Below are 17,629 nucleotides of genomic sequence, written 5' to 3' on the forward strand. Positions count from 1 at the left end.
ATCCCGGTCTTGCGCCGAGCTCGAAGCTCAGGCGGAAGCCGGGCCGCTAATGCCGATGATGCGCCGTATCAACATGGGGCTCCCTCATAGCAGCCGCGCCGCGAAATCGCAAAGCGCAGTTCGCGGGGAGGCGGTCAGCCGATCTCGCCGAGCCGGGGGAAGAGGCCGGGGGCGGCCGCCAGCAGGGCGCGCGCCCGCGCGCTGTCGTCGTCCATCTGCCGGATCAGGGCCTCGATCGAGGTGAATTTGGCCTCCTCGCGGATGAAGCCGATGAAGGCGACGTCCAGGACCTCGCCGTAGAGGCTGTCCTTGAAATCGAACAGGAAGGTCTCGAGCAGCGGCGCGCCGTTGTCGAAGGTCGGCCGGCGGCCGAAATTGGCGACGCCGTCGATCAGCACCCGGTTCGCGCCGCGGCCGCGGCCGACCCGGACGGCATAGATGCCGTGGCGCAGCCCGCAATCGCGATCGAGCCGCATGTTGGCGGTGGGGTAGCCGAGGTCGCGGCCGCGCTTCTCGCCGTGGATGACCTCGGAGCTCACGAACCAGGGGCCGCCGAGCATCGCGGTCGCCTCGCTGACCTGGCCCTCCGCCAGCGCTTCGCGGATTGCGGTGGACGACACCGGCCGCTCGTCGATGTCGACATGGGCCTGGATGTCGACCTCGATGCCGAGCTTGGGCGCCTCGTTGGCGAGCAGGCTGGGCGAGCCGACGCGGCCCTTGCCGAAATGAAAGTCGTAGCCGACCGCGATCCCGGCGACTCCGAGCCGCCCGATCAGGTCATGGTGAATGAAGTCCTGCGCCGAGGTCTGGGCGCGGCCCTTGTCGAAGGTCATGACCACGGCGCCGGCAAGCCCGGTTCCGGCCAGCAGCCGCAGCTTGGCGGCCTCGTCGGTCAGGCGGAACTGCGGGGTGTTGGGGCTGAAGAAGCGCCGCGGATGCGGCTCGAAGGTCAGTGCCAGCGCCGGGCGCCCCTTCGCCTTGCCCATCTCGATGGCCGCCTCGATCACGGCCCGGTGACCGAGATGGACGCCGTCGAAATTGCCCATCGCCACCACCGCGCCCTTGAGGATGTCCGACGGCGGGGTGGAATCGCGGATGACCTTGAAATCGGGCATGTGACGGAAATATCTCGCAGATTTCGGTGGGCCGCCGGCGGGCGGGGATTGCCCTGACGGTGGGCGGCCGGCCCCGCGAAGTCAAGCCGAAGGGGTTCCTCCGCTCATGCAGCGCAGCAATAGCGACATGCAGCCGCAGCGCAGTTAACGCGCTGTTTAACGGCTGATGCTACTGCTCAGAGCGGATGGCGGGGTCGGTTACGACCCGTGCCGCAAGAGCGTTTTTGTAACAGTCTGCGCGTTGTGTTCGCGTCTGGGGGAGTCAAGATGGCGGTTGATTTGACGATGCCGGTGCTCGTCGTCGACGATTACAGCACCATGATCCGTATCATCAGGAATCTTCTCAAGCAGATCGGGTTCGAGGACATCGACGATGCCAGCGACGGCTCGATGGCCCTCAACAAGATGCGCGCCAAGAAATACGGCCTCGTGATCTCCGACTGGAACATGGAGCCGATGACCGGCTACGACCTGCTCCGCGAGGTCCGCGCCGATCCGAACCTGGCGACCACGCCGTTCATCATGATCACGGCGGAATCCAAGACCGAGAACGTGATCGCGGCCAAGAAGGCCGGCGTGAACAACTACATCGTCAAGCCGTTCAACGCCGCGACCCTGAAGACCAAGATCGACGCGGTATTCCCGGACATGGCGACGGCCTGAGGCCCGCCTGATCCGCTCTCAAATGAAAGACGCCCGGCACCCGGCCGGGCGTTTTTCGTTTCAGGATCCGCTCACCACTTCAATTCGCGCATCAGGGCGCGCGGCGGGTGGCCGAACAGCTCCTTGACCGACGCCGGGTCGAGCTGCTCGACGCCGGCGAACTCCTCGGAATGGATGCCGCGGGTGACGAACAGGCAGTCGATGCCGAAGCCGTGCGCGCCGGCGAGATCGGTGCGGACGGAATCGCCGATCGCCAGCACCTCCTCGCGCGCGACCTTCCGGCCGGCGTGCTGCTCGGCGAGCATCATGGCGCGCTCGTAGATCGGCCGGTGCGGCTTGCCGTAGAAGATCACCTCGCCGCCGAGCTCGCGGTAGAGCTCCGCGATGGCGCCGGCGCAGTAGATCAGCCGGTCGCCGCGCTCGACCACGATGTCCGGATTGGCGCAGATCAGCGGCAGCTTGCGCTCGCGCGCGCGCAGCAGCATCGGCCGGTAGTCCTCGGCGGTCTCGGTCTCGTCGTCGTAGAGGCCGGTGCAGATGATGTAGGACGCTTCTTCGAGCGGCGACAGCGCCAGGTCGAGACCGCGATGAATGGAATTGTCGCGCTCGGGGCCGAGCCAGAACACCTTGCCGCCGGGATGATCGGCCACGTAGTGGCGGGTCAGGTCGCCGGAGGAGACGATGGCGCTGTAGACCTCGTCGGCGACGCCGAGCTTGCGCAACTGGCGCTGGACCGAATCGGCCGGCCGGGGCGCGTTGGTAATCAGGATCACCGTACCGCCCTGGCGGCGAAAGTGGTGTAGCGCGTCGCAGGCGTCGGGGAAGGACTCCAGCCCGTTATGGACCACGCCCCAGATGTCGCTCAGCAGCACCTGCTTGCGGCCGACCAGATCGCGCAGCCGCTCTTCGAAGCGGAGAACGGTCATGGCAGCCGGCTGATTTCAGAGGGTCCCGGCGGCACGGCGGGCGAGGGCGGCATTGCCGCTGCGCGTCGAAGCATTGGTGTGTGACGCGTCCAGAGAGGTGGTGCCGGCGGCATTGGGGTCCTGAATCTTGATATCCTGCCCGCCCGATGGGCCGGCGGCGGCCTCGCCGGTAGCAGATGCGCCCTCGGGTCGCAATGGGCGGGGCGGCGCGAACAGGAAGCCCTGGCCGAAGCGGACGTCGTAGTCGAGCAGGTCGACGACGCTGTTCTCGCCTTCGATCCGCTCGGCGATCAGGTCGATGCCGAAACGGCCCAGCAGATCGGAGAGATCGGTCGGGTGAATGTCGGAGGCCGAGCTCTGCTTGGGGTCGAGCAGCAGCGCGGCCGGGACCTTGATGAAGCGGACACCGCGATCGGCAAGCTCGCGCGGCTCGAACCGGAGGTCGGTGACATGGTCGATCGAGAAGCGGTAGCCGCGCTGGGCCAGGGCCGCGAGATGCTCGGCCCCGGTCGGGCCGAGGCTGCGCAAGGTCGACTGCTTGAATTCGAGCACGAAGGACGGCGCCAGGGCGCGATTCGCTTCGAGGAAATCGAGGCATTGTGAAAAGTTGGCGGGGCTGCTGAGGGTCGCCGCGGAGATGTTGCAGAAGATGCCGACGTCCTTGTTGCGAACCATCAGGCGGCGCAGCACCTGGACGCAGCGAAGCAGAACCATGTGGTCGATGCGCCCGACCAGGCCGGCGGCTTCCGCGATGCCGATGAAGTCCTCGGCCGCGACCACCTGGTCGCGCTCGTCGCGAAGCCTCGTCACCGCCTCGTAGAAGCGCACCTTGCGCTGCGGCAGCGTCACCAGCGGCTGCAGGTAGATGTCGAGGCGGTTGTCCTCGATCGCGCCTTTGACCGCGGCGAGGATCTGCGGCTGGCTGCGCGGCACGGCGGGGGCAACCGGCGCCGACGTCGTGATCTTGGAGGCTACTGGTACGGCAGTGACCGCCGGGGCCTGCGGTTTGGGCGGCAGGGGGGCGGCAGCCGATGCCGCGCTGAACGTGCCGGGAGTCTCGGGCATCCTCTGCTCGATGTCGCTCGGCGGCAGCGCGGTCATCTCGCGCGCGCCGCTGGAGGCAGCGGCCGCCGGGAGCGGATGATCGGCCTCGCGAACCATGCCGGCAGCAGCTCCCGGCGGTGTTGCCGGCGGGATCGCCGCGATCAGGTCTTCATGCTGGGCCACGGTGACGGCGAGCTGCTTCATCAGTCCGCCGAGCTCGTTGATCTCGCCGATCACGCCCTGCAGGCGATCGGCGCTGACCGAGCTCGAGGACACGATGCGTCCCTCGACCGCCGACAGGCGCCGGCCGAACTCGGCGACCTGGCGCGCGAGGTCGGCGGTGCCGCGCGACAGATCGGCGATCTGGCTGCCGATATCGGTGCGGTCGCGCAGCCGCATCGACACGGCGTTGTAGAGAATCAGGAACGTCAGTGCGGCGAGCGCGACGATCGCGGATTCCGAGCCACTGATGCCGGCCACCGAATACAGGATCAGGCCGAGCGAGGCTGCGACCAGAACCATACAAATGGCAATGAAAATCGTGGAGATACGGATCATGCTGCGCGACGCTCCCAACCGAATGCAACCTTAGCACTTCTGTTGATTCGCGAGGATAGTCGGCGGGATTCAAATACCGGGAGAGGCCGATGATTTCCCGTCTGCGTGTCATTTACGCAAGTTCACCGGGGAAAGCGGAGTGTCATCGTAGTGTCGCCGACCCGTAGAACACCGGGGAAAGCGCCACGCGGACTCCAGACACATTGAGACATGCGCGCGATGCCCATGAGCTGATCAACGGGTGTTGCTGATCAACTCAACCGAGCCGGTGATTCTTCGATGTCCGTCGAACCGCGCCTGTCGCTGTCGGGGCAGGCTTACGCGCTGCGGTGACGCCGGCGCAAGGCCGCCACACCGAGCAGCAGTGCCGCAACGGCGACACCAACGGGCACGTTGACCCGGCCGAGTGCACCCGCAGCTCCGCTCCCGTGATTCGTGGAGGTCGATGACGGTGCCAGGGGGATGGTGTCGGGATCGATCTCGTCCGCGTCGGGTTCCCGGGCCACGGGCGCTGCGATCGCCACGCGCAGCCGGCTGGAGAGTGAAGGATAGTGCGGCGTCGGACTGCGCAACTTCACCGCCGCGATGATCGCGCAGATCACCGCCAGCGCGACCAGGATGCCGCCGACCACAGCGAATGCGGTGAACAGGCCGTAGGTCATTTCCACCCAGCGGAACAGCGCGGTCAATCCGACGATGCAGGCGGCGATCAGGAAGATGCCCGCGGTGGCGAACAGCCCGGCGGCGACGGCGTAGGACGTCACCGTTCCGGTGGCCTGCCGGGCGCGATCGCGCATGTAGGCCTGGGTGGCGCGCCTGACGCGGTTGAGTCTCTGCTCGAGCCCCAATCGCAGCAGCTCTCCTGGCGGTGCAAGCATGCGCGTCCTCCGATGATCCATCGCCGCGCGCGAACCGCCGGCTCGCGACATGAACGTGGAGGATTTGCGAAGGTTCCCTGCGCACGCGCGAGGCTATTGTCGGCCGGCATGCGACATGTGGAAAGCCGCAATGACCGTTCTTGGGGATCGTAGAAACAAAAATGGCGGCCACGCGGGCCGCCAATTCTGCTCCTGGCCGATCATGGCCGATTGGTCGCCGAATGGCTTACGCCACGGCCTTGATGACCTTGCCGACCTTCTCGATGATCTCGCCGACCTGATCCTCGCTGATGATCAGCGGCGGGGTCAGCGCCAGCGTGTCACCGGCGATGCGCAGCATCAGGTCGTTGTTGTGGAAGGCGGTCTCCATCGCGGAGTAGCCGCGCTTGCCAGCCGCGTCGGGTAGCGGCGCGAGGTCGATGCCGGCGGTGAGACCCACGGTGCGGATGTCGAGCACGTTGGGCAGGCCCTTCAGCGACATCACGGCGTCGGCGAATTTCGGCTCTATGGCGCGGGCGTGCTCGAACAGCTTGTCGTCGCGGTAGATGTCGAGCGTGGCGAGGCCGGCGGCGCAGGCGATCGGATGCGCCGAGTAGGTGTAGCCGTGGGTGAACTCCACCATGTGCTCGGGGCCGCTCATGAAGGCGTCGTGGATGGTGTCGCGCACCAGCACGCCGCCCATCGGTGCCGCGCCATTGGTGACGCCCTTGGCGAAGGTCAGAAGGTCAGGCGTCACGCCGTAGCGCTCGGCGGCGAAGGCGTAACCGAGGCGGCCGAAGCCGGTGATGACCTCGTCGAAGATCAGCAGGATGCCGTGCTTCTGGGTGATCTCGCGCAGCCGCTTGAGGTAGCCCTTCGGTGCCGGGATCACGCCGGTCGAGCCGGCCATCGGCTCGACGATGACGGCGGCGATGGTGTTGGCGCCGTGCAGGTTGACGAGGTTTTCCAGCTCATCGGCGAAGTGCGCGCCGTATTCCGGCTCGCCCTTGGTAAAGGCCTGCTTCTCGCGGTCATAGGTCGCGGGGATGTGGTCGACGCCGGTCAGCAAGGTGCCGAACAGCTTGCGGTTGTTGACGATGCCGCCGACCGAAGTGCCGCCGAAGCCAACGCCGTGATAGCCGCGGACGCGGCCGATCAGGCGGGTGCGGCTGCCCTGGCCGTTGATCTGGTGATAGGCGAGCGCCATCTTCAGCGCGGTGTCGGCCGCCTCCGAGCCGGAGTTGCAGAAGAACACGTGGTCGAGGCCGGCGGGCGCGAGATCGGCGATGCGGTTCGCCAGCTCGAACGCCTGGGGAATGCCGAACTGGAACGGCGGTGCGTAGTCGAGCGCCGCGGCCTGCTGGCCGATCGCCTCGGCGATCTGGCTGCGGCCGTGGCCGGCGTTGCAGCACCACATGCCGGCGGCGGCGTCGATGATCTTGCGGCCATCGACGGTGATGTAGTGCATGTCCTTGGCACCGGCGAGCAGGCGCGGGTTCTTCTTGAAGGCGCGGTTCGCGGTGAACGGCATCCAATGCGCGGCAAGATCATTCGGAACGGTGACGGCGGGGCGGGGGCTCTTGTCCAGCATGGGGACCTCTCGGACGTTCAAGGCAGGTTGTGCGACGGCGGCAGCATGATCCGGAAAGGTGGCGAACCGGTGCCAGGACAGCTTGCCGAAACGGATCGTGCTGATGGGCCTGAATGCGCGCGCCGACGTGGTCAGCCGATGATCCGGGCCGGCGCCAAGCTATCAGTTTCGCGAGCCGACGGAAACGTCAAAGGTCCAGCGTTCCCTGCTGCCCTGGTGAGCGGTTTCTGCACAGCGGCAGCAGATTGTGCCGGATATTGGAAGTCGCTGCGTCAATTCGCGCCAACCGGGCGCTGTGCCTCGGGCAGCCGCGTCTCATCACACGAGATCGCGCGCGGTGATCCAGAACACCTCGCCCTCGGAGTCCTCGGTGTCGAGCCAGAGCAGCGGCAGGTCGGGATAGGCCGCCTCGATCTGCGGACGGTCGCGCCCGACCTCGCACAACAATCCGCCCTCCGCAGTCAGATGGTCGCGGGCCTGGCTGAGAATGCGATGGATGATGTCGAGCCCGTCGGTGCCGCCGTCGAAGGCCAGCGCCGGCTCGGCGCGGCATTCCCGGGGCAGGCCGGCCATGCCCTCGGCGTCGACATAGGGCGGGTTGGTGATGATCAAATCGTAGCGGCGCTGGCTGAGCGGTGCGAACAGGTCACCGCGGTGCAGCGAGATGCGCTCGCCGAGGTCGTAGTCGGCGACGTTCTTCGCGGCGACCGCGAGCGCGTCCCTGGAGATGTCGACGGCGTCGATCACCGCATTGGGGAAGTGGCGGCTGGCCAGGATCGCCAGACAGCCAGAGCCGGTGCAGAGGTCCAGCACGCTGTCCACGGCCAGCGGATCATCGATCAGCGAGGTGCCATCGGCCTCGGCGCCGCCGAAATGCGTCTCCAGCAGCTCGCCGATGAACGAGCGCGGCACGATGACGCGCTCGTCGACGTAGAACGGCAGGCCGCGCATGTAGACCTTGTTGACCAGATAGGCCGCCGGCTTTCGCGTGGTGATTCGGGCCGTGATCAGGTCGAGGATCATCTTGCCTTCGGCCGCGGTGACCCGGGCCGTGACGAAGCTCTCGAACTGATCGGGGCGCAGATGCAGCGCCTCGCCGATCAGGAAGGCGGCCTCCGACACCGGATCGGTGGTGCCGTGCGCAAACACCAGATCGGCGTCCTGGAAGCAGCTCACCGCGTAGCGCAGATAGTCGAGCAGGCTGACCAGCTCGCCCGCATTGACCTTCGGCAGCTTCGGCGCCGCCGCCTTGCGCGGCGCTGCCGTCTTGACCTTCTTCGCCATCACGACTTCCAGCGCGCCGCGGCGGCATCGTCGTGGCTCTTGGCCTCGACCCAGCTGCCGCCATCATTGGTTTCCTCGCGCTTCCAGAACGGCGCGTTGGTCTTGAGATAATCCATCAGGAACTCAGCCGCCTCGAACGCCGCCTGACGGTGGCTGGAGGCGGTCACCACCAGCACGATGTTCTCGCCCGGCCGTATCCGGCCGAAGCGGTGGATCACGGTCAGGCCCTGCAGCGGCCAGCGCGCCATCGCCTGCTCGGTGTGCCGCATGATCTCGGCCTCCGCCATGCCCGGGTAATGCTCGAGCGTCAGCGCGGTGATCGGCGTGTCATGGTCGTTGCCGCGGCACAGGCCGGAGAAGCTGACGACGGCGCCGATGTCGGTGCGGCCATGGCTGAGGGCTGCGATCTCGGCCGCGGTGTCGAAATCCTCTTGCTGCACCCGGACGGTGACGATCGCGGTCATGGACGGATCTTCCGTTGCGTCAGCCGCCGGTCATCGGCGGGAAGAACGCGATCTCGCGGGCGCCGGCGATGGCCGTATCCGGCTGCACATGGGTCTGGTCGATCGCGGTGCGGATCACCTTCGGCTTCTCGAACGCATAGGCGTAGCCCTCGCCGCGCGTGGTGAGCCAGGCGATCAGCTCGCTGACCGTGCGCACGTCCGCCGGCGGCTCGATCGTCTCCTCGGCCTTGCCGACGCGCTCACGCACCCAGGCGAAATACTTCACCTTCATCGCGAGTCTGCCTCGATGAGGTGGTGGATGCCGGCGCGGAAATAGTCGTAGCCGGTGTAGATGGTGAAGACCGCCGACAAACCGAGCAGCCAGATTCCGATCCCGCTCACGATCGGACCCACGGCCGTCGAGATCTGGGCGACCGCCGCATCGCCGGCCTCGCCCGCGAGCAGGAAGCCGATCGCCACCAACTGCATCGTGGTCTTCCATTTGGCGACCTTGGTCACCGGCACCGAGACGCGCAGCGCGGCGAGATATTCGCGCAGGCCCGACACCAGGATCTCGCGGCACAGGATCACAATGGCCGCCCACAGCGACCAGTTCTGGATGGTGCTGTCGGCGGCCAGCATCAGCAGGCAGGAGGCGACCAGAAGCTTGTCCGCGATCGGGTCGAGCATACGGCCGAATGCCGATTGCTGGTTCCAGATCCGCGCGAAATGACCGTCGAGATAGTCGGTGATCCCAGCCGCAATGAACACCGCAACGGCGACCCAGCGGAGCCACAAAGGATACATCCAGACCGACTGCGCGTAGATGCAGCCGACCACGACCGGTATCGCGGCGATGCGCGTATAGGTCAGGATGTTCGGCAGGGACGTCGACGTCTTGCTGGGCACGCGTGTGGTCGCAATATTCATCCGGTGTACCAATACTGCCGCCGTTCGGACGTCAACCTCCGAGCCGAGCCGCTTCGGCAGGATGACGCAGATATGACGCTGTTCGCAACGAAGTCTTGCGGAGATAGGAACTCTCCCGCCCCGATACAAAGAGCGGTAACGCTTCCTTAAGCAACCGCACGCGGTCGCGCCAGTGGGGAGATCGGCGTGCCGCGGTGGGCGCGCCGATCGGTCTTATTGCGGTGCAATGACAGCGGCCCGAATGCCGCCGGTGATCAGATCGCCTCGGCCCCATGAACCGCGCACCAATGCGCCTGCCGTTCCGCGAACACGCGATCGCGCACATAGGCCAGCGCTTCGTCGTCGAAGGTCTCGATCACCTCCAGGCTGAACGACCCTTCGCCATGGGCGGCCCAGGCCGCCTGCAGCCCGCCGCGGCGATGGCCGCCCTGGCGCAGGGTGAACCACAGACGGTTCTGGATCTTGTCGAGGTCCGGCGCACAGCCGATCCAGCGCGCGCCGGTGGCGGCGCAGGTGACGGCAAAGATGCCGGCAGGGCTCTTGCGCTCCTTGTAGGCGGCGACCGCCGCCTTGCGCTGATCGGGGGTCATGAGGTGTCGCTCCAAAGTGAGGTGGGCTCAGCTCATGTAGAGCTTATTTTTGTCCGGGTAAATATATGGAAATCGAAATTTTTTCCTGACAGGTGTATCATAAAGTTGACGGGGCGGACCTCACCTGTAATAATATCCTTACAGGTGGAGAGCCGCGACGTATGCCCACTGAAGGCGATCAACTGCTGGACAGGCTGGCAGCGTTGGCCAATCCGCATCGGTTGCGGGTGGTGGCTGCTTTGCAGGCCCGGGGGCGCACCTATGTCAGCCAGTTGGCCCGCGAGCTCGGCATCAGCCGGCCATTGCTGCACCTTCATTTGCGCAAGCTCGAAGAGGCGGGGCTGGTCACCAGCCGGTTGGAGCTCTCCGCCGACGGCAAGGCGCTGAACTACTTCGAGGTTGCTCCCTTCGAGATCGCCCTGACGCCGTCCTCGATCGCCAAAGCAGCGGAGACGCTGTCCGTCGTTCCATCCTCCATCAAACCGGAAGGAGACCAACATGGCTGACAAAGCCGCCATCTTCCTGCTCGTCACGATCCTCGTCCTTGTCACCATCATCCTGGTGTTTGCGATGAAGTATTTTGCGGCGGTCCGGCAGGCCGGACGGCAGGTCGCGACGGAGGAGGGCTTCCGCGCGCTGACCGAGCGAGCCGTTCGAGCGCAGGAGACGAGTGCAGAGCTGCTCGCCGCCCTCAAGGGCAGTCTGGGGCAGATCGAGCTGCGGCTCACCCAGGTCGAGAAGGTGCTGAAGGAGGTCGAATGATGACCACTCAACATCAGGCCGAGGAGCTGTCGCTGTTGAAGCGGATGCGCGCAGTCTCGCTCGTCGAAGGCAGCACATTGCTGCTGCTGGTGCTGGTGGCGGTGCCGCTGAAGCACTTTGCCGGCTTCGCCGTCGCCACCAGGATCATGGGTCCTGTCCACGGCCTCGCTTTCATGGGCTACATCTGGATGCTCATCCAGCTCGCAGCCGGCGGCGGCTGGTCGAGAACGGAGATCGTCCGGATGACAATGGCTGCGTTCGTGCCGTTCGGCGGCTTCGTCAATGCCCGCGTCCTGGCGCGACGCGAGATGCTGCTGGCGGCGCCATGATGGTCGAGTGGCTCAAGGCGCTGCACGTCGCCGCCGTACTGTGCTGGAGCGGCGGGCTGCTGGCCGCAGCGATCACCATCGCGGCGGCTGCGACCAAGGCAGAAGCGGCTGGTGCCGCCACCATGGTCGAGATCGTCAGCCGCTGGGACCGGCGTGTCACGACGCCGGCCATGCTCGTCGTGTGGGGCGCGGGCCTCGCACTCGCCATGCAGGGCCAATGGTTCGGCTCGCTTTGGCTGACGATCAAGCTCGGCATCGTGGTCGCGCTGTCCGCGCTGCACGGCGTGCTCGCGGGAACGCTGCGACGGCTATCGCGGTCAGAGACGCCGGCGTCGCGCTGGCCGTCTCACATGCCGCCACTGATCGTCGGCAGCACCGCTGCAATCGCCGTGCTCGTCGTCGTCAAGCCGTTCTGAGCGGCCGGCGCGAGCGCAGAAGGCGTCCTTCAACTGGCGTTGCTGTGAAAATACTCAAATATCTTGCGGGCGCTTTCGGCTGACACTCCCGGCACCTTGCCGAGGTCGGCGATCGAGGCGCGCTCGATCTCCTTCAGGGTGCCGAAGTGGTGCAGCAGCGCGCGCTTGCGCGACGGGCCGATGCCCGGGATCTCCTGCAGGCCGGCCTCGCGGATGTCCTTCTTGCGCAGCTTGCGGTGCGAGCCGATGACGAAGCGGTGCGCCTCGTCACGCAGGCGCTGGATGAAGTACAGCACGGGGTCGCGCGGCTCGAGCTTGATCGCTTCGCGCTCCGGGATGAACAGCGTCTCGCGGCCGGCGTCGCGGTCCGGCCCCTTGGCAACCGACATCAGCGCGACATTGGTGACGCCAAGCTCGGTGAAGATCTCGCGGACGGCGTTGAGCTGGCCGCGGCCGCCATCGATGATGACGAGATCGGGCCATTGCGGCACGTCGTCCTCCTTGGCCGCGCGGGCGACATCCTTCTCCGACGGTGACACCAGCCGCTTGAAGCGGCGCTGCAGCACCTCCTTCATCATCGCGTAGTCGTCGCCGGGCGTCAGCCCTTCCGACTTGATGTTGAACTTGCGGTACTGGTTCTTCATGAAGCCGTCGGGGCCGGCGACGATCATCGCGCCGACCGCATTGGTGCCCTGGATGTGGCTGTTGTCGTAGACCTCGATGCGCCGGGGCACCTGCGGCAGGCCGAGCGTCGTCGTCATCGCCTCCAGCAGCCGGCTCTGCGTCGCGGTGTCGGCGAGCTTGCGGCCCAGCGCCTCGCGCGCATTGGTCAGCGCGTGGATGACGAGATCCTTCTTCTCGCCGCGCTTCGGGCAGGACACCTCAACCTTGTGGCCGGCCTTGACGCACAGCGCCTCGGCGAGCAGCTCGGCCTCCTCGATCTCGTGCGACAGCAGGATCAGCTTCGGCGGCGGCTTGTCATCGTAGAACTGCGACAGGAAGGCGGACAGCACCTCCTCTTGTGTGAACGTCTTCTCGGCCCGCGGGAAGTAGGCGCGGTTGCCCCAGTTCTGGCCGGTGCGGAAGAAGAACACCTCGACGCAGGAATAGCCGCCTTCCTGGTGGATGGCGAACACGTCGGCTTCCTCCACGGTGCGCGGGTTGATGCCCTGCTGCGAGGAGATCGCCGACAGCGCCGCGAGGCGGTCGCGATAGACGGCGGCGGTCTCGAATTCGAGCTCGCTCGACGCCTTCTCCATTTCGGCCGCCAGCAGCGCCTTCACCGCCTGGCTGCGGCCGGACAGGAAGTCGGTCGCCTCGCGCACCAGCTCGGTATAGCCGGGGAAATCGATCTCCTGGGTGCAGGGACCGGCGCAGCGGCGGATCTGGTGCAACAGGCAGGGGCGGGTACGGCTCTCGAAGAACGAATCGGTGCAGGAGCGGATCAGGAAGGCGCGCTGCAGCGCCGTGATGGTGCGGTTGACCGCGCCGGCCGAGGCGAACGGACCGAAATAGCGCCCCGGCCGCGACTGCGCGCCGCGGTGCTTGAGGATTTGCGGCGCCCAATGGTCGCCGGTGATGAGGATGTAAGGGAACGATTTGTCGTCGCGCAGCTGCACGTTGAAGCGCGGCTTGAGCTGCTTGATGAGGTTCGCTTCGAGCAGCAGCGCCTCGGTCTCCGTGGTGGTGGAGACGATCTCGACCGTCACGGTGGCCGCGATCATGCGCAGGATGCGCGCCGGCAGCGGCGCGCTGGCACGCGCATAGGACGACAGGCGCTTTTTGACGTTCTTGGCCTTGCCGACATAGAGCACGTCGTGGGCCGCGTTGAGCATGCGGTAGACGCCGGGCGAGGTCGGCGCCAGCCGCACCGCGTTCTCGATCGCCGCGTGGCCGATCGCGAGCGGGCCCTCGCCGACGGCCTCCAGGCTCTCCTCGGCCAGCTCCGGCAGCCGGCCGTCATCGTCCTCGTCTGCAGCCGAGGCGGCGGGGTCGAGATCGGGCGTGTCGATGGCCTCGGGCGGCAGGTCGGCCGTGGCGCCACGCCGGCTCGGGGGCGTCGGCGCCTTGGGTGGATCGGAGCTGTGGGTGGTCATGTCCGCAAATTAAGCGCTGCCGCGCCGTCTCGCCAGCTTGCGATCGCGCCATGCACAGGGCAGGGCGGTAACGCTCCGTTAAGCACGTTAATGGCCGGGTAACCCGGCTTAACAACGGCTTAACCTAAAACTCTCGATAAATGCTCACGAAAGAAGCGAGAGTTCCGTAACCACGCCGGCCCGCGCAGCACAGTCGCGCGGCGCATGCTCCGGCGGGTGACGGCGAGTGGCGTGGAGTGAGCGATGAACAGGTTCTTGGTCGGTGCTGCCGCCGCGGCGGGCTTGGGCGCGGCGGCTCTCGGATCGGTCTCGGCGCAGGCGGCGGACCTCGGCTACGGGCGCGGCGCGCCCTACACCGTCAACCAGCCCCTCAACGCCTACAGCTGGGCCGGCCCCTATCTCGGCGGCACGCTGGGCTATGAGTGGGGCACCGTCGGCAACAACCCGACCAAGCCGTCCGGTCTCACCGGCGGCCTGACCGCGGGCTACAATTGGCAGAACGGCCCGTGGGTGTTCGGCGCCGAGGGCGACATCAACCTGACCGGCGCCAACGACACCTTCGCGCCTTGGAAGTTCTCCAACCCGTGGTTCGGCACCTTGCGCGGCCGCGCCGGCTACGCCTTCAACAACATCCTGTTCTACGGCACCGGCGGCCTCGCCTTTGGCGGCCTGCGCGCCGAGACCTTCGGTCTTTCGGAATCGCACACCACGGTGGGCTGGACGCTCGGCGCCGGCACCGAGTTCGGCCTGGCGCAGAACTGGACCGCCAAGATCGAGTATCTCTACGTCGATCTCGACAGCAGCAATTTCGTGATCACGGGGGCGAAGAACGACTATCGGTTTGGAATTGTGCGCGCAGGCATCAACTTCCACTTCTGATGGCAACGAGGGAATAGGAAGAAGAAACGTCCAACAACAACCTCCCGGCCGCTCGCGCGGCCGGGATTTTTTTGTCGGAGCGCTCCGTGCAATCGTGCATCATCGCGCGCGGCCTGCACGTACGAGCCGGCAATGCTGTGCACGCACACAGGCGCTGCCGACAGCTTCCAAACCAACGAAGAGTTGGCGTCGAGGCGCGTCCGGTTGCAATCACGCCGGCGCGTGAATGACCGCCAGGCGGGCTCGTCCTAAGACGATAGCACCAGGTTCACCGCTTTCGGGCCCTTGCCCTTCTTGTCCGGCTCGACCTCGAAGCTGATCCGCTGTCCTTCGGTCAGGTCCTTCAGGCCCGCGCGCTCCACCGCCGTGATGTGCACGAACACGTCGCGTCCACCGTCGTCCGGCTTGATGAAGCCGTAGCCGCGTTCACCGTTGAAGAACTTGACCGTCCCAGTCATGGCCATCGGGAAACTCCTCCCCCGCAATGCTTCCTCCACTGCGCGCCCTGCGCAGCGTCCGACCGGACATCACTTTGATCGGAAAGCGTTGGCCACCTTAACGCCCAGCGCTCGCCGCGCCGGATCGCCGGATCTTGTTAGGCCTTGATCACCCCGCCGCAACCATTCGCGGAAGCGGAACGTAAAGCCAGTCTTACAATCGGACATAATAATACGGTTCCGCGCCGATTGACTACGGCTTTTCGACCAGTAGCCGTTTCAAGCTTTGGGGAATTCGATTCGGAAGCGCGCCGCGCCGCCCTGGCCGAGCGGCTTCTGCAGTTCCTGCAGGATGAGCTTCAGCTCGTCATGCAATGTCCAGGGCGGGTTGACGATCAGCAGTCCGGTCGAGGTCAGCGCCTCGCCTTCGATTTGCGGCGCAACACTGAACTCGATCCGCAGCACCTTGCCGGGCGGCTTGGCCGCGGCCGCGAGCGCCGCGACGCGATCGCTCAGCTCTTCCGTCGCGCGCCGGCTCTTGGCGGGGTACCAAAGCACGTAGATACCAGTGGTCCATTTCGCGAAGGCCGCGGCAAAGCGGTCGGCGAGCCGCTCGAACTCATCCTTCGCCTCGAACGCCGGATCGATCAGCACCACGCCCCGGCGCTCGTTCGGCGGCACGAAGGCGGGCAGGGCGACCCAGCCGTCGAGATCGACGACGCGGGCCTGGGTGTCGCGGCGCAACTGATCGATCAGCTGCTTGCGGGGGATCGGCGCCAGCTCGCACAGGGTCATGCGGTCCTGCGGCCGCAGCAGCGCGCGCGCGATCAGCGGCGAGCCGGGATAGGCGACGAGCTCGGCCGTCGGATTGAACGATCGGACGATATCCAGATAGGGCTGGACCAGCGCATAGACCTGATCCGACAGCCGCGCCTGCAGCAGGCGGGCAATGCCGGTGAGGAACTCGCCGCTGCGGGTGGCCTCGTCGCCGGTGAGATCGTACAGGCCAGCGCCGGCATGGGTGTCGATCACCCGGAATGCAGCGGGCTTCTCCTGGAGGTAGACCAGGATGCGCGTCAGCACGATGTGCTTGATGACGTCGGCGAAGCCGCCGGCGTGAAAGGCGTGTCGGTAGTTCATGCCGTCCGGGTTACGCCGTTCCGTGTCAAAAGGGTACCCCGTCGATGCGCCGCATGCCCTTTCGGAGAGCCGCGGATCAGCGCCGCCGCAACAGGCGCCGCAGGCCGACGCGCTGCGGTCGCCCGATTCGCAGTCGCTAGCCGCCGCGGACCGGCGGCATGTTGACCTCGTCGCGCCGGCAGGCCTGGCGGTCGATCTCGTCGCAATTGCGAAACTCGAGGTCCTTCGACAGGCAGATCCGGACCTCGCTCAGCCGGGTGCGATTGCAGGTGACGGCAATGCCCGATGTCGTGAGCTTGGGGTTGGCCTTGATGAAGGCTTCCTCAACCGCCGCCGGCGCCACTGTCTTGGCTTCCGCGAGATCGAGAAATTCCGGCGGGATCTTGATGGCGGCCCGCGCCTTGCGGATGGCTTCGAAATAGGCCTTCGCCGACATGCCGGCGCAGGTGCCGTGCTTGTCCCACTCGTTGTAGATCAGGCCCGGCGCCGGCATCAGGTCGAGCATCGAGGTCATGATGTTGCGCGGCAGGCGCGGCGCCGGCTGCTCGCAATATTCAGGGTAGCCGTTCTCGTATTGCGGCCACAGCCCGTGCACGACGAACGAGTAGGGTCGGCCGCTGCACTGTTGGGACCGGCTGCCGCGGCCGCCGCGCTCCTCGGCCTCGGCACAGTACGAGGGCGACCACGACAACGAGAGAACGTAGAAGTCGAACGCGCCCGGCGCGTTCTGGCGCCGGTCCTGCGCCGCGGCGGAGCCAGCCGCGAGCACCCCGAGCAAGAGGGCAAAGCAGGCGATCGTTCTGGACAACAGGACGGCAGGTCGGCGCAGGCAATCGAACATGGCATACTCCCCGGACAATGCCAGGAGCCTACCAGTGCGCGGGAACATTTCAAGAACAAAAATGGCTGCCCCGAGGCAGCCATTGGTCAGCCGGCCGCTCGCGCGAGCGGGCGATGCGCCGGGAAAGGCGAATCAGGGCTTGGCGGCGCGGCAGGCCGGATTGAAGGCCCAGTTGCGATCGAGGCCGACGACGCAGAACTCGACGCCCTGGTCATAGCCGGCGAAGCCGCCATCCTCGATGATTGAGAAGTTGACGGTGCGCGCCTTGCCGTCGCTGATCATCACGCTGCCGGTGCAGAAGCGGCGCGGGATGTTGTCGGACTGCCAGGGCCGGAAGGCGATCTCATGGACATTGGCGACGCCGGTAATCGTCAGCGAGGAATTCCAGAAGGTGCTCTCCTTGTCCTGGAATCGCGAGACGATGGTCGGAATGGCCGCCTCGCAAGGCGCGACCCGGCCGTCATATTTCGGACCGGACAGCCAGAAGTTCATCTCGAGCGGGTTGGCCGCCTGGGCCGGCGCGGTGGCGACCGCGAGCAGCGCGCCGCATGCGGCACCGAACGTCTTGAAAGCTGAGCTGAAGTCGCGCATGGGCCGTCCGCAAGGCTGATCCGGGAGCGTGGACCGTGCCGCGGTGGCCACAGGAGGTCAAGTGCAACGCGGCAACACTCCACGATTAGTCCTGTTAACCCGGGGCCGGTGTTCTTTTCTTGACCGCACGGGACCTT

At 66.4% G+C, this 17,629-nt stretch carries 21 protein-coding genes; 6 read left to right on the forward strand and 15 right to left on the reverse strand.

From position 1 onward, the window contains the following. Positions 1-134: 134 nt before the first annotated feature. Positions 135-1,115, reverse strand: coding sequence for a bifunctional riboflavin kinase/FAD synthetase (locus QW845_RS12845; RefSeq protein WP_315801943.1), 981 nt, complete (start codon positions 1,113-1,115; stop codon positions 135-137). Positions 1,116-1,382: 267 nt separating this feature from the next. On the opposite strand from QW845_RS12845, the gene QW845_RS12850 reads away from it, so the two are divergent. Continuing rightward, entirely contained in the window at positions 1,383-1,778 is a 396-nt protein-coding gene (locus tag QW845_RS12850; RefSeq protein ID WP_006613531.1) for a response regulator, read from the forward strand. A 71-nt stretch (positions 1,779-1,849) separates the two neighbouring features. Here the strand turns inward: QW845_RS12850 and QW845_RS12855 are convergent, their stop codons facing one another. From QW845_RS12855 to QW845_RS12895, 9 genes are all read right to left on the reverse strand, one after another. Further along, the gene (locus QW845_RS12855) at positions 1,850-2,704 is read right to left on the reverse strand and encodes a TIGR01459 family HAD-type hydrolase (RefSeq protein ID WP_315801944.1); all 855 of its coding nucleotides are present in this window, start codon (positions 2,702-2,704) and stop codon (positions 1,850-1,852) included. A 15-nt stretch (positions 2,705-2,719) separates the two neighbouring features. Then, positions 2,720-4,306 (reverse strand): EAL domain-containing protein, encoded by a 1,587-nt coding sequence (locus tag QW845_RS12860; protein WP_315801945.1) that lies wholly within the window; start codon positions 4,304-4,306, stop codon positions 2,720-2,722. 317 nt (positions 4,307-4,623) lie between these two features. Further along, the gene (locus tag QW845_RS12865) at positions 4,624-5,184 is read right to left on the reverse strand and encodes a phage holin family protein (RefSeq protein WP_315801946.1); all 561 of its coding nucleotides are present in this window, start codon (positions 5,182-5,184) and stop codon (positions 4,624-4,626) included. Positions 5,185-5,410: 226 nt separating this feature from the next. Continuing rightward, complete coding sequence (locus QW845_RS12870) at positions 5,411-6,754, reverse strand: aspartate aminotransferase family protein (protein WP_315801947.1); 1,344 nt, start codon at positions 6,752-6,754, stop codon at positions 5,411-5,413. 318 nt (positions 6,755-7,072) lie between these two features. After that, on the reverse strand, positions 7,073-8,038 hold the full coding sequence (prmB, locus tag QW845_RS12875; RefSeq protein ID WP_315801948.1) for a 50S ribosomal protein L3 N(5)-glutamine methyltransferase: 966 nt from the start codon (positions 8,036-8,038) through the stop codon (positions 7,073-7,075). Next, complete coding sequence (locus tag QW845_RS12880; RefSeq protein WP_315801949.1) at positions 8,038-8,502, reverse strand: molybdenum cofactor biosynthesis protein MoaE; 465 nt, start codon at positions 8,500-8,502, stop codon at positions 8,038-8,040. The genes prmB and QW845_RS12880 overlap by 1 nt, the downstream gene beginning before the upstream one ends. Before the next feature lie 19 nt (positions 8,503-8,521). Next, positions 8,522-8,773, reverse strand: coding sequence for a molybdopterin converting factor subunit 1 (gene moaD, locus QW845_RS12885; protein WP_315801950.1), 252 nt, complete (start codon positions 8,771-8,773; stop codon positions 8,522-8,524). Next, positions 8,770-9,411 (reverse strand): CDP-diacylglycerol--glycerol-3-phosphate 3-phosphatidyltransferase, encoded by a 642-nt coding sequence (pgsA, locus tag QW845_RS12890; protein WP_315754456.1) that lies wholly within the window; start codon positions 9,409-9,411, stop codon positions 8,770-8,772. Before pgsA ends, moaD begins: the two co-directional genes overlap by 4 nt. 254 nt (positions 9,412-9,665) lie before the next feature. Beyond that, entirely contained in the window at positions 9,666-10,001 is a 336-nt protein-coding gene (locus QW845_RS12895; protein ID WP_315801951.1) for a GIY-YIG nuclease family protein, read from the reverse strand. Between the two features lie 161 nt (positions 10,002-10,162). On the opposite strand from QW845_RS12895, the gene QW845_RS12900 reads away from it, so the two are divergent. From QW845_RS12900 to QW845_RS12915, 4 genes are read left to right on the forward strand one after another with little or no spacing between them, the layout of a single operon-like run. Beyond that, a complete protein-coding gene (locus tag QW845_RS12900) occupies positions 10,163-10,507 on the forward strand; it encodes a helix-turn-helix domain-containing protein (protein ID WP_315801952.1) in 345 nt (114 codons plus the stop codon). Further along, on the forward strand, positions 10,500-10,763 hold the full coding sequence (locus QW845_RS12905; protein WP_315801953.1) for a hypothetical protein: 264 nt from the start codon (positions 10,500-10,502) through the stop codon (positions 10,761-10,763). Before QW845_RS12900 ends, QW845_RS12905 begins: the two co-directional genes overlap by 8 nt. Further along, positions 10,760-11,092: a DUF3817 domain-containing protein gene (locus tag QW845_RS12910; protein WP_315801954.1), complete on the forward strand. Its 333-nt coding sequence runs from the start codon at positions 10,760-10,762 to the stop codon at positions 11,090-11,092. The genes QW845_RS12905 and QW845_RS12910 overlap by 4 nt, the downstream gene beginning before the upstream one ends. Next, complete coding sequence (locus QW845_RS12915; protein ID WP_315801955.1) at positions 11,089-11,508, forward strand: CopD family protein; 420 nt, start codon at positions 11,089-11,091, stop codon at positions 11,506-11,508. The genes QW845_RS12910 and QW845_RS12915 overlap by 4 nt, the downstream gene beginning before the upstream one ends. 29 nt (positions 11,509-11,537) lie before the next feature. Here QW845_RS12915 and uvrC read toward each other — a convergent pair whose 3' ends face one another. Next, entirely contained in the window at positions 11,538-13,604 is a 2,067-nt protein-coding gene (uvrC, locus tag QW845_RS12920; RefSeq protein ID WP_315801956.1) for an excinuclease ABC subunit UvrC, read from the reverse strand. Between the two features lie 243 nt (positions 13,605-13,847). Between uvrC and QW845_RS12925 the strand changes: the two genes are divergently transcribed. Next, positions 13,848-14,483 carry a porin family protein gene (locus QW845_RS12925; protein ID WP_315713602.1) on the forward strand — a complete coding sequence of 212 codons (636 nt, stop codon included), beginning with the start codon at positions 13,848-13,850 and terminating at the stop codon, positions 14,481-14,483. A gap of 248 nt (positions 14,484-14,731) precedes the next feature. On the opposite strand, the gene QW845_RS12930 is transcribed toward QW845_RS12925, so the two are convergent. The 4 genes from QW845_RS12930 to QW845_RS12945 form a co-directional block, all read right to left on the reverse strand. Next, the gene (locus tag QW845_RS12930; protein WP_006612991.1) at positions 14,732-14,947 is read right to left on the reverse strand and encodes a cold-shock protein; all 216 of its coding nucleotides are present in this window, start codon (positions 14,945-14,947) and stop codon (positions 14,732-14,734) included. Between the two features lie 252 nt (positions 14,948-15,199). Next, positions 15,200-16,060 carry a 23S rRNA (adenine(2030)-N(6))-methyltransferase RlmJ gene (locus tag QW845_RS12935; RefSeq protein WP_315801957.1) on the reverse strand — a complete coding sequence of 287 codons (861 nt, stop codon included), beginning with the start codon at positions 16,058-16,060 and terminating at the stop codon, positions 15,200-15,202. A 136-nt stretch (positions 16,061-16,196) separates the two neighbouring features. After that, on the reverse strand, positions 16,197-16,901 hold the full coding sequence (locus QW845_RS12940) for a ribonuclease T2 (RefSeq protein ID WP_315801958.1): 705 nt from the start codon (positions 16,899-16,901) through the stop codon (positions 16,197-16,199). A 132-nt stretch (positions 16,902-17,033) separates the two neighbouring features. After that, on the reverse strand, positions 17,034-17,492 hold the full coding sequence (locus tag QW845_RS12945; protein WP_315801959.1) for a hypothetical protein: 459 nt from the start codon (positions 17,490-17,492) through the stop codon (positions 17,034-17,036). Positions 17,493-17,629 lie beyond the last annotated feature (137 nt).

The organism is Bradyrhizobium sp. SZCCHNS3002 (assembly GCF_032377435.1).
Taxonomy (GTDB): domain Bacteria; phylum Pseudomonadota; class Alphaproteobacteria; order Rhizobiales; family Xanthobacteraceae; genus Bradyrhizobium.

What these genes read in the sequence shown, in the direction of transcription:
- QW845_RS12900 (WP_315801952.1), top strand. Translation starts at nt 10,163, where the DNA reads ATGCCCACTGAAGGCGATCAACTGCTGGACAGGCTGGCAGCGTTGGCC.
- QW845_RS12940 (WP_315801958.1), bottom strand. Translation starts at nt 16,901, where the DNA reads ATGTTCGATTGCCTGCGCCGACCTGCCGTCCTGTTGTCCAGAACGATC.
- uvrC (WP_315801956.1), bottom strand. Translation starts at nt 13,604, where the DNA reads ATGACCACCCACAGCTCCGATCCACCCAAGGCGCCGACGCCCCCGAGC.
- QW845_RS12905 (WP_315801953.1), top strand. Translation starts at nt 10,500, where the DNA reads ATGGCTGACAAAGCCGCCATCTTCCTGCTCGTCACGATCCTCGTCCTT.
- QW845_RS12860 (WP_315801945.1), bottom strand. Translation starts at nt 4,306, where the DNA reads ATGATCCGTATCTCCACGATTTTCATTGCCATTTGTATGGTTCTGGTC.
- QW845_RS12935 (WP_315801957.1), bottom strand. Translation starts at nt 16,060, where the DNA reads ATGAACTACCGACACGCCTTTCACGCCGGCGGCTTCGCCGACGTCATC.
- QW845_RS12870 (WP_315801947.1), bottom strand. Translation starts at nt 6,754, where the DNA reads ATGCTGGACAAGAGCCCCCGCCCCGCCGTCACCGTTCCGAATGATCTT.
- QW845_RS12850 (WP_006613531.1), top strand. Translation starts at nt 1,383, where the DNA reads ATGGCGGTTGATTTGACGATGCCGGTGCTCGTCGTCGACGATTACAGC.
- QW845_RS12855 (WP_315801944.1), bottom strand. Translation starts at nt 2,704, where the DNA reads ATGACCGTTCTCCGCTTCGAAGAGCGGCTGCGCGATCTGGTCGGCCGC.
- pgsA (WP_315754456.1), bottom strand. Translation starts at nt 9,411, where the DNA reads ATGAATATTGCGACCACACGCGTGCCCAGCAAGACGTCGACGTCCCTG.
- QW845_RS12925 (WP_315713602.1), top strand. Translation starts at nt 13,848, where the DNA reads ATGAACAGGTTCTTGGTCGGTGCTGCCGCCGCGGCGGGCTTGGGCGCG.
- prmB (WP_315801948.1), bottom strand. Translation starts at nt 8,038, where the DNA reads ATGGCGAAGAAGGTCAAGACGGCAGCGCCGCGCAAGGCGGCGGCGCCG.
- QW845_RS12930 (WP_006612991.1), bottom strand. Translation starts at nt 14,947, where the DNA reads ATGGCCATGACTGGGACGGTCAAGTTCTTCAACGGTGAACGCGGCTAC.
- QW845_RS12895 (WP_315801951.1), bottom strand. Translation starts at nt 10,001, where the DNA reads ATGACCCCCGATCAGCGCAAGGCGGCGGTCGCCGCCTACAAGGAGCGC.
- QW845_RS12845 (WP_315801943.1), bottom strand. Translation starts at nt 1,115, where the DNA reads ATGCCCGATTTCAAGGTCATCCGCGATTCCACCCCGCCGTCGGACATC.
- QW845_RS12880 (WP_315801949.1), bottom strand. Translation starts at nt 8,502, where the DNA reads ATGACCGCGATCGTCACCGTCCGGGTGCAGCAAGAGGATTTCGACACC.
- QW845_RS12915 (WP_315801955.1), top strand. Translation starts at nt 11,089, where the DNA reads ATGATGGTCGAGTGGCTCAAGGCGCTGCACGTCGCCGCCGTACTGTGC.
- moaD (WP_315801950.1), bottom strand. Translation starts at nt 8,773, where the DNA reads ATGAAGGTGAAGTATTTCGCCTGGGTGCGTGAGCGCGTCGGCAAGGCC.
- QW845_RS12945 (WP_315801959.1), bottom strand. Translation starts at nt 17,492, where the DNA reads ATGCGCGACTTCAGCTCAGCTTTCAAGACGTTCGGTGCCGCATGCGGC.
- QW845_RS12910 (WP_315801954.1), top strand. Translation starts at nt 10,760, where the DNA reads ATGATGACCACTCAACATCAGGCCGAGGAGCTGTCGCTGTTGAAGCGG.
- QW845_RS12865 (WP_315801946.1), bottom strand. Translation starts at nt 5,184, where the DNA reads ATGCTTGCACCGCCAGGAGAGCTGCTGCGATTGGGGCTCGAGCAGAGA.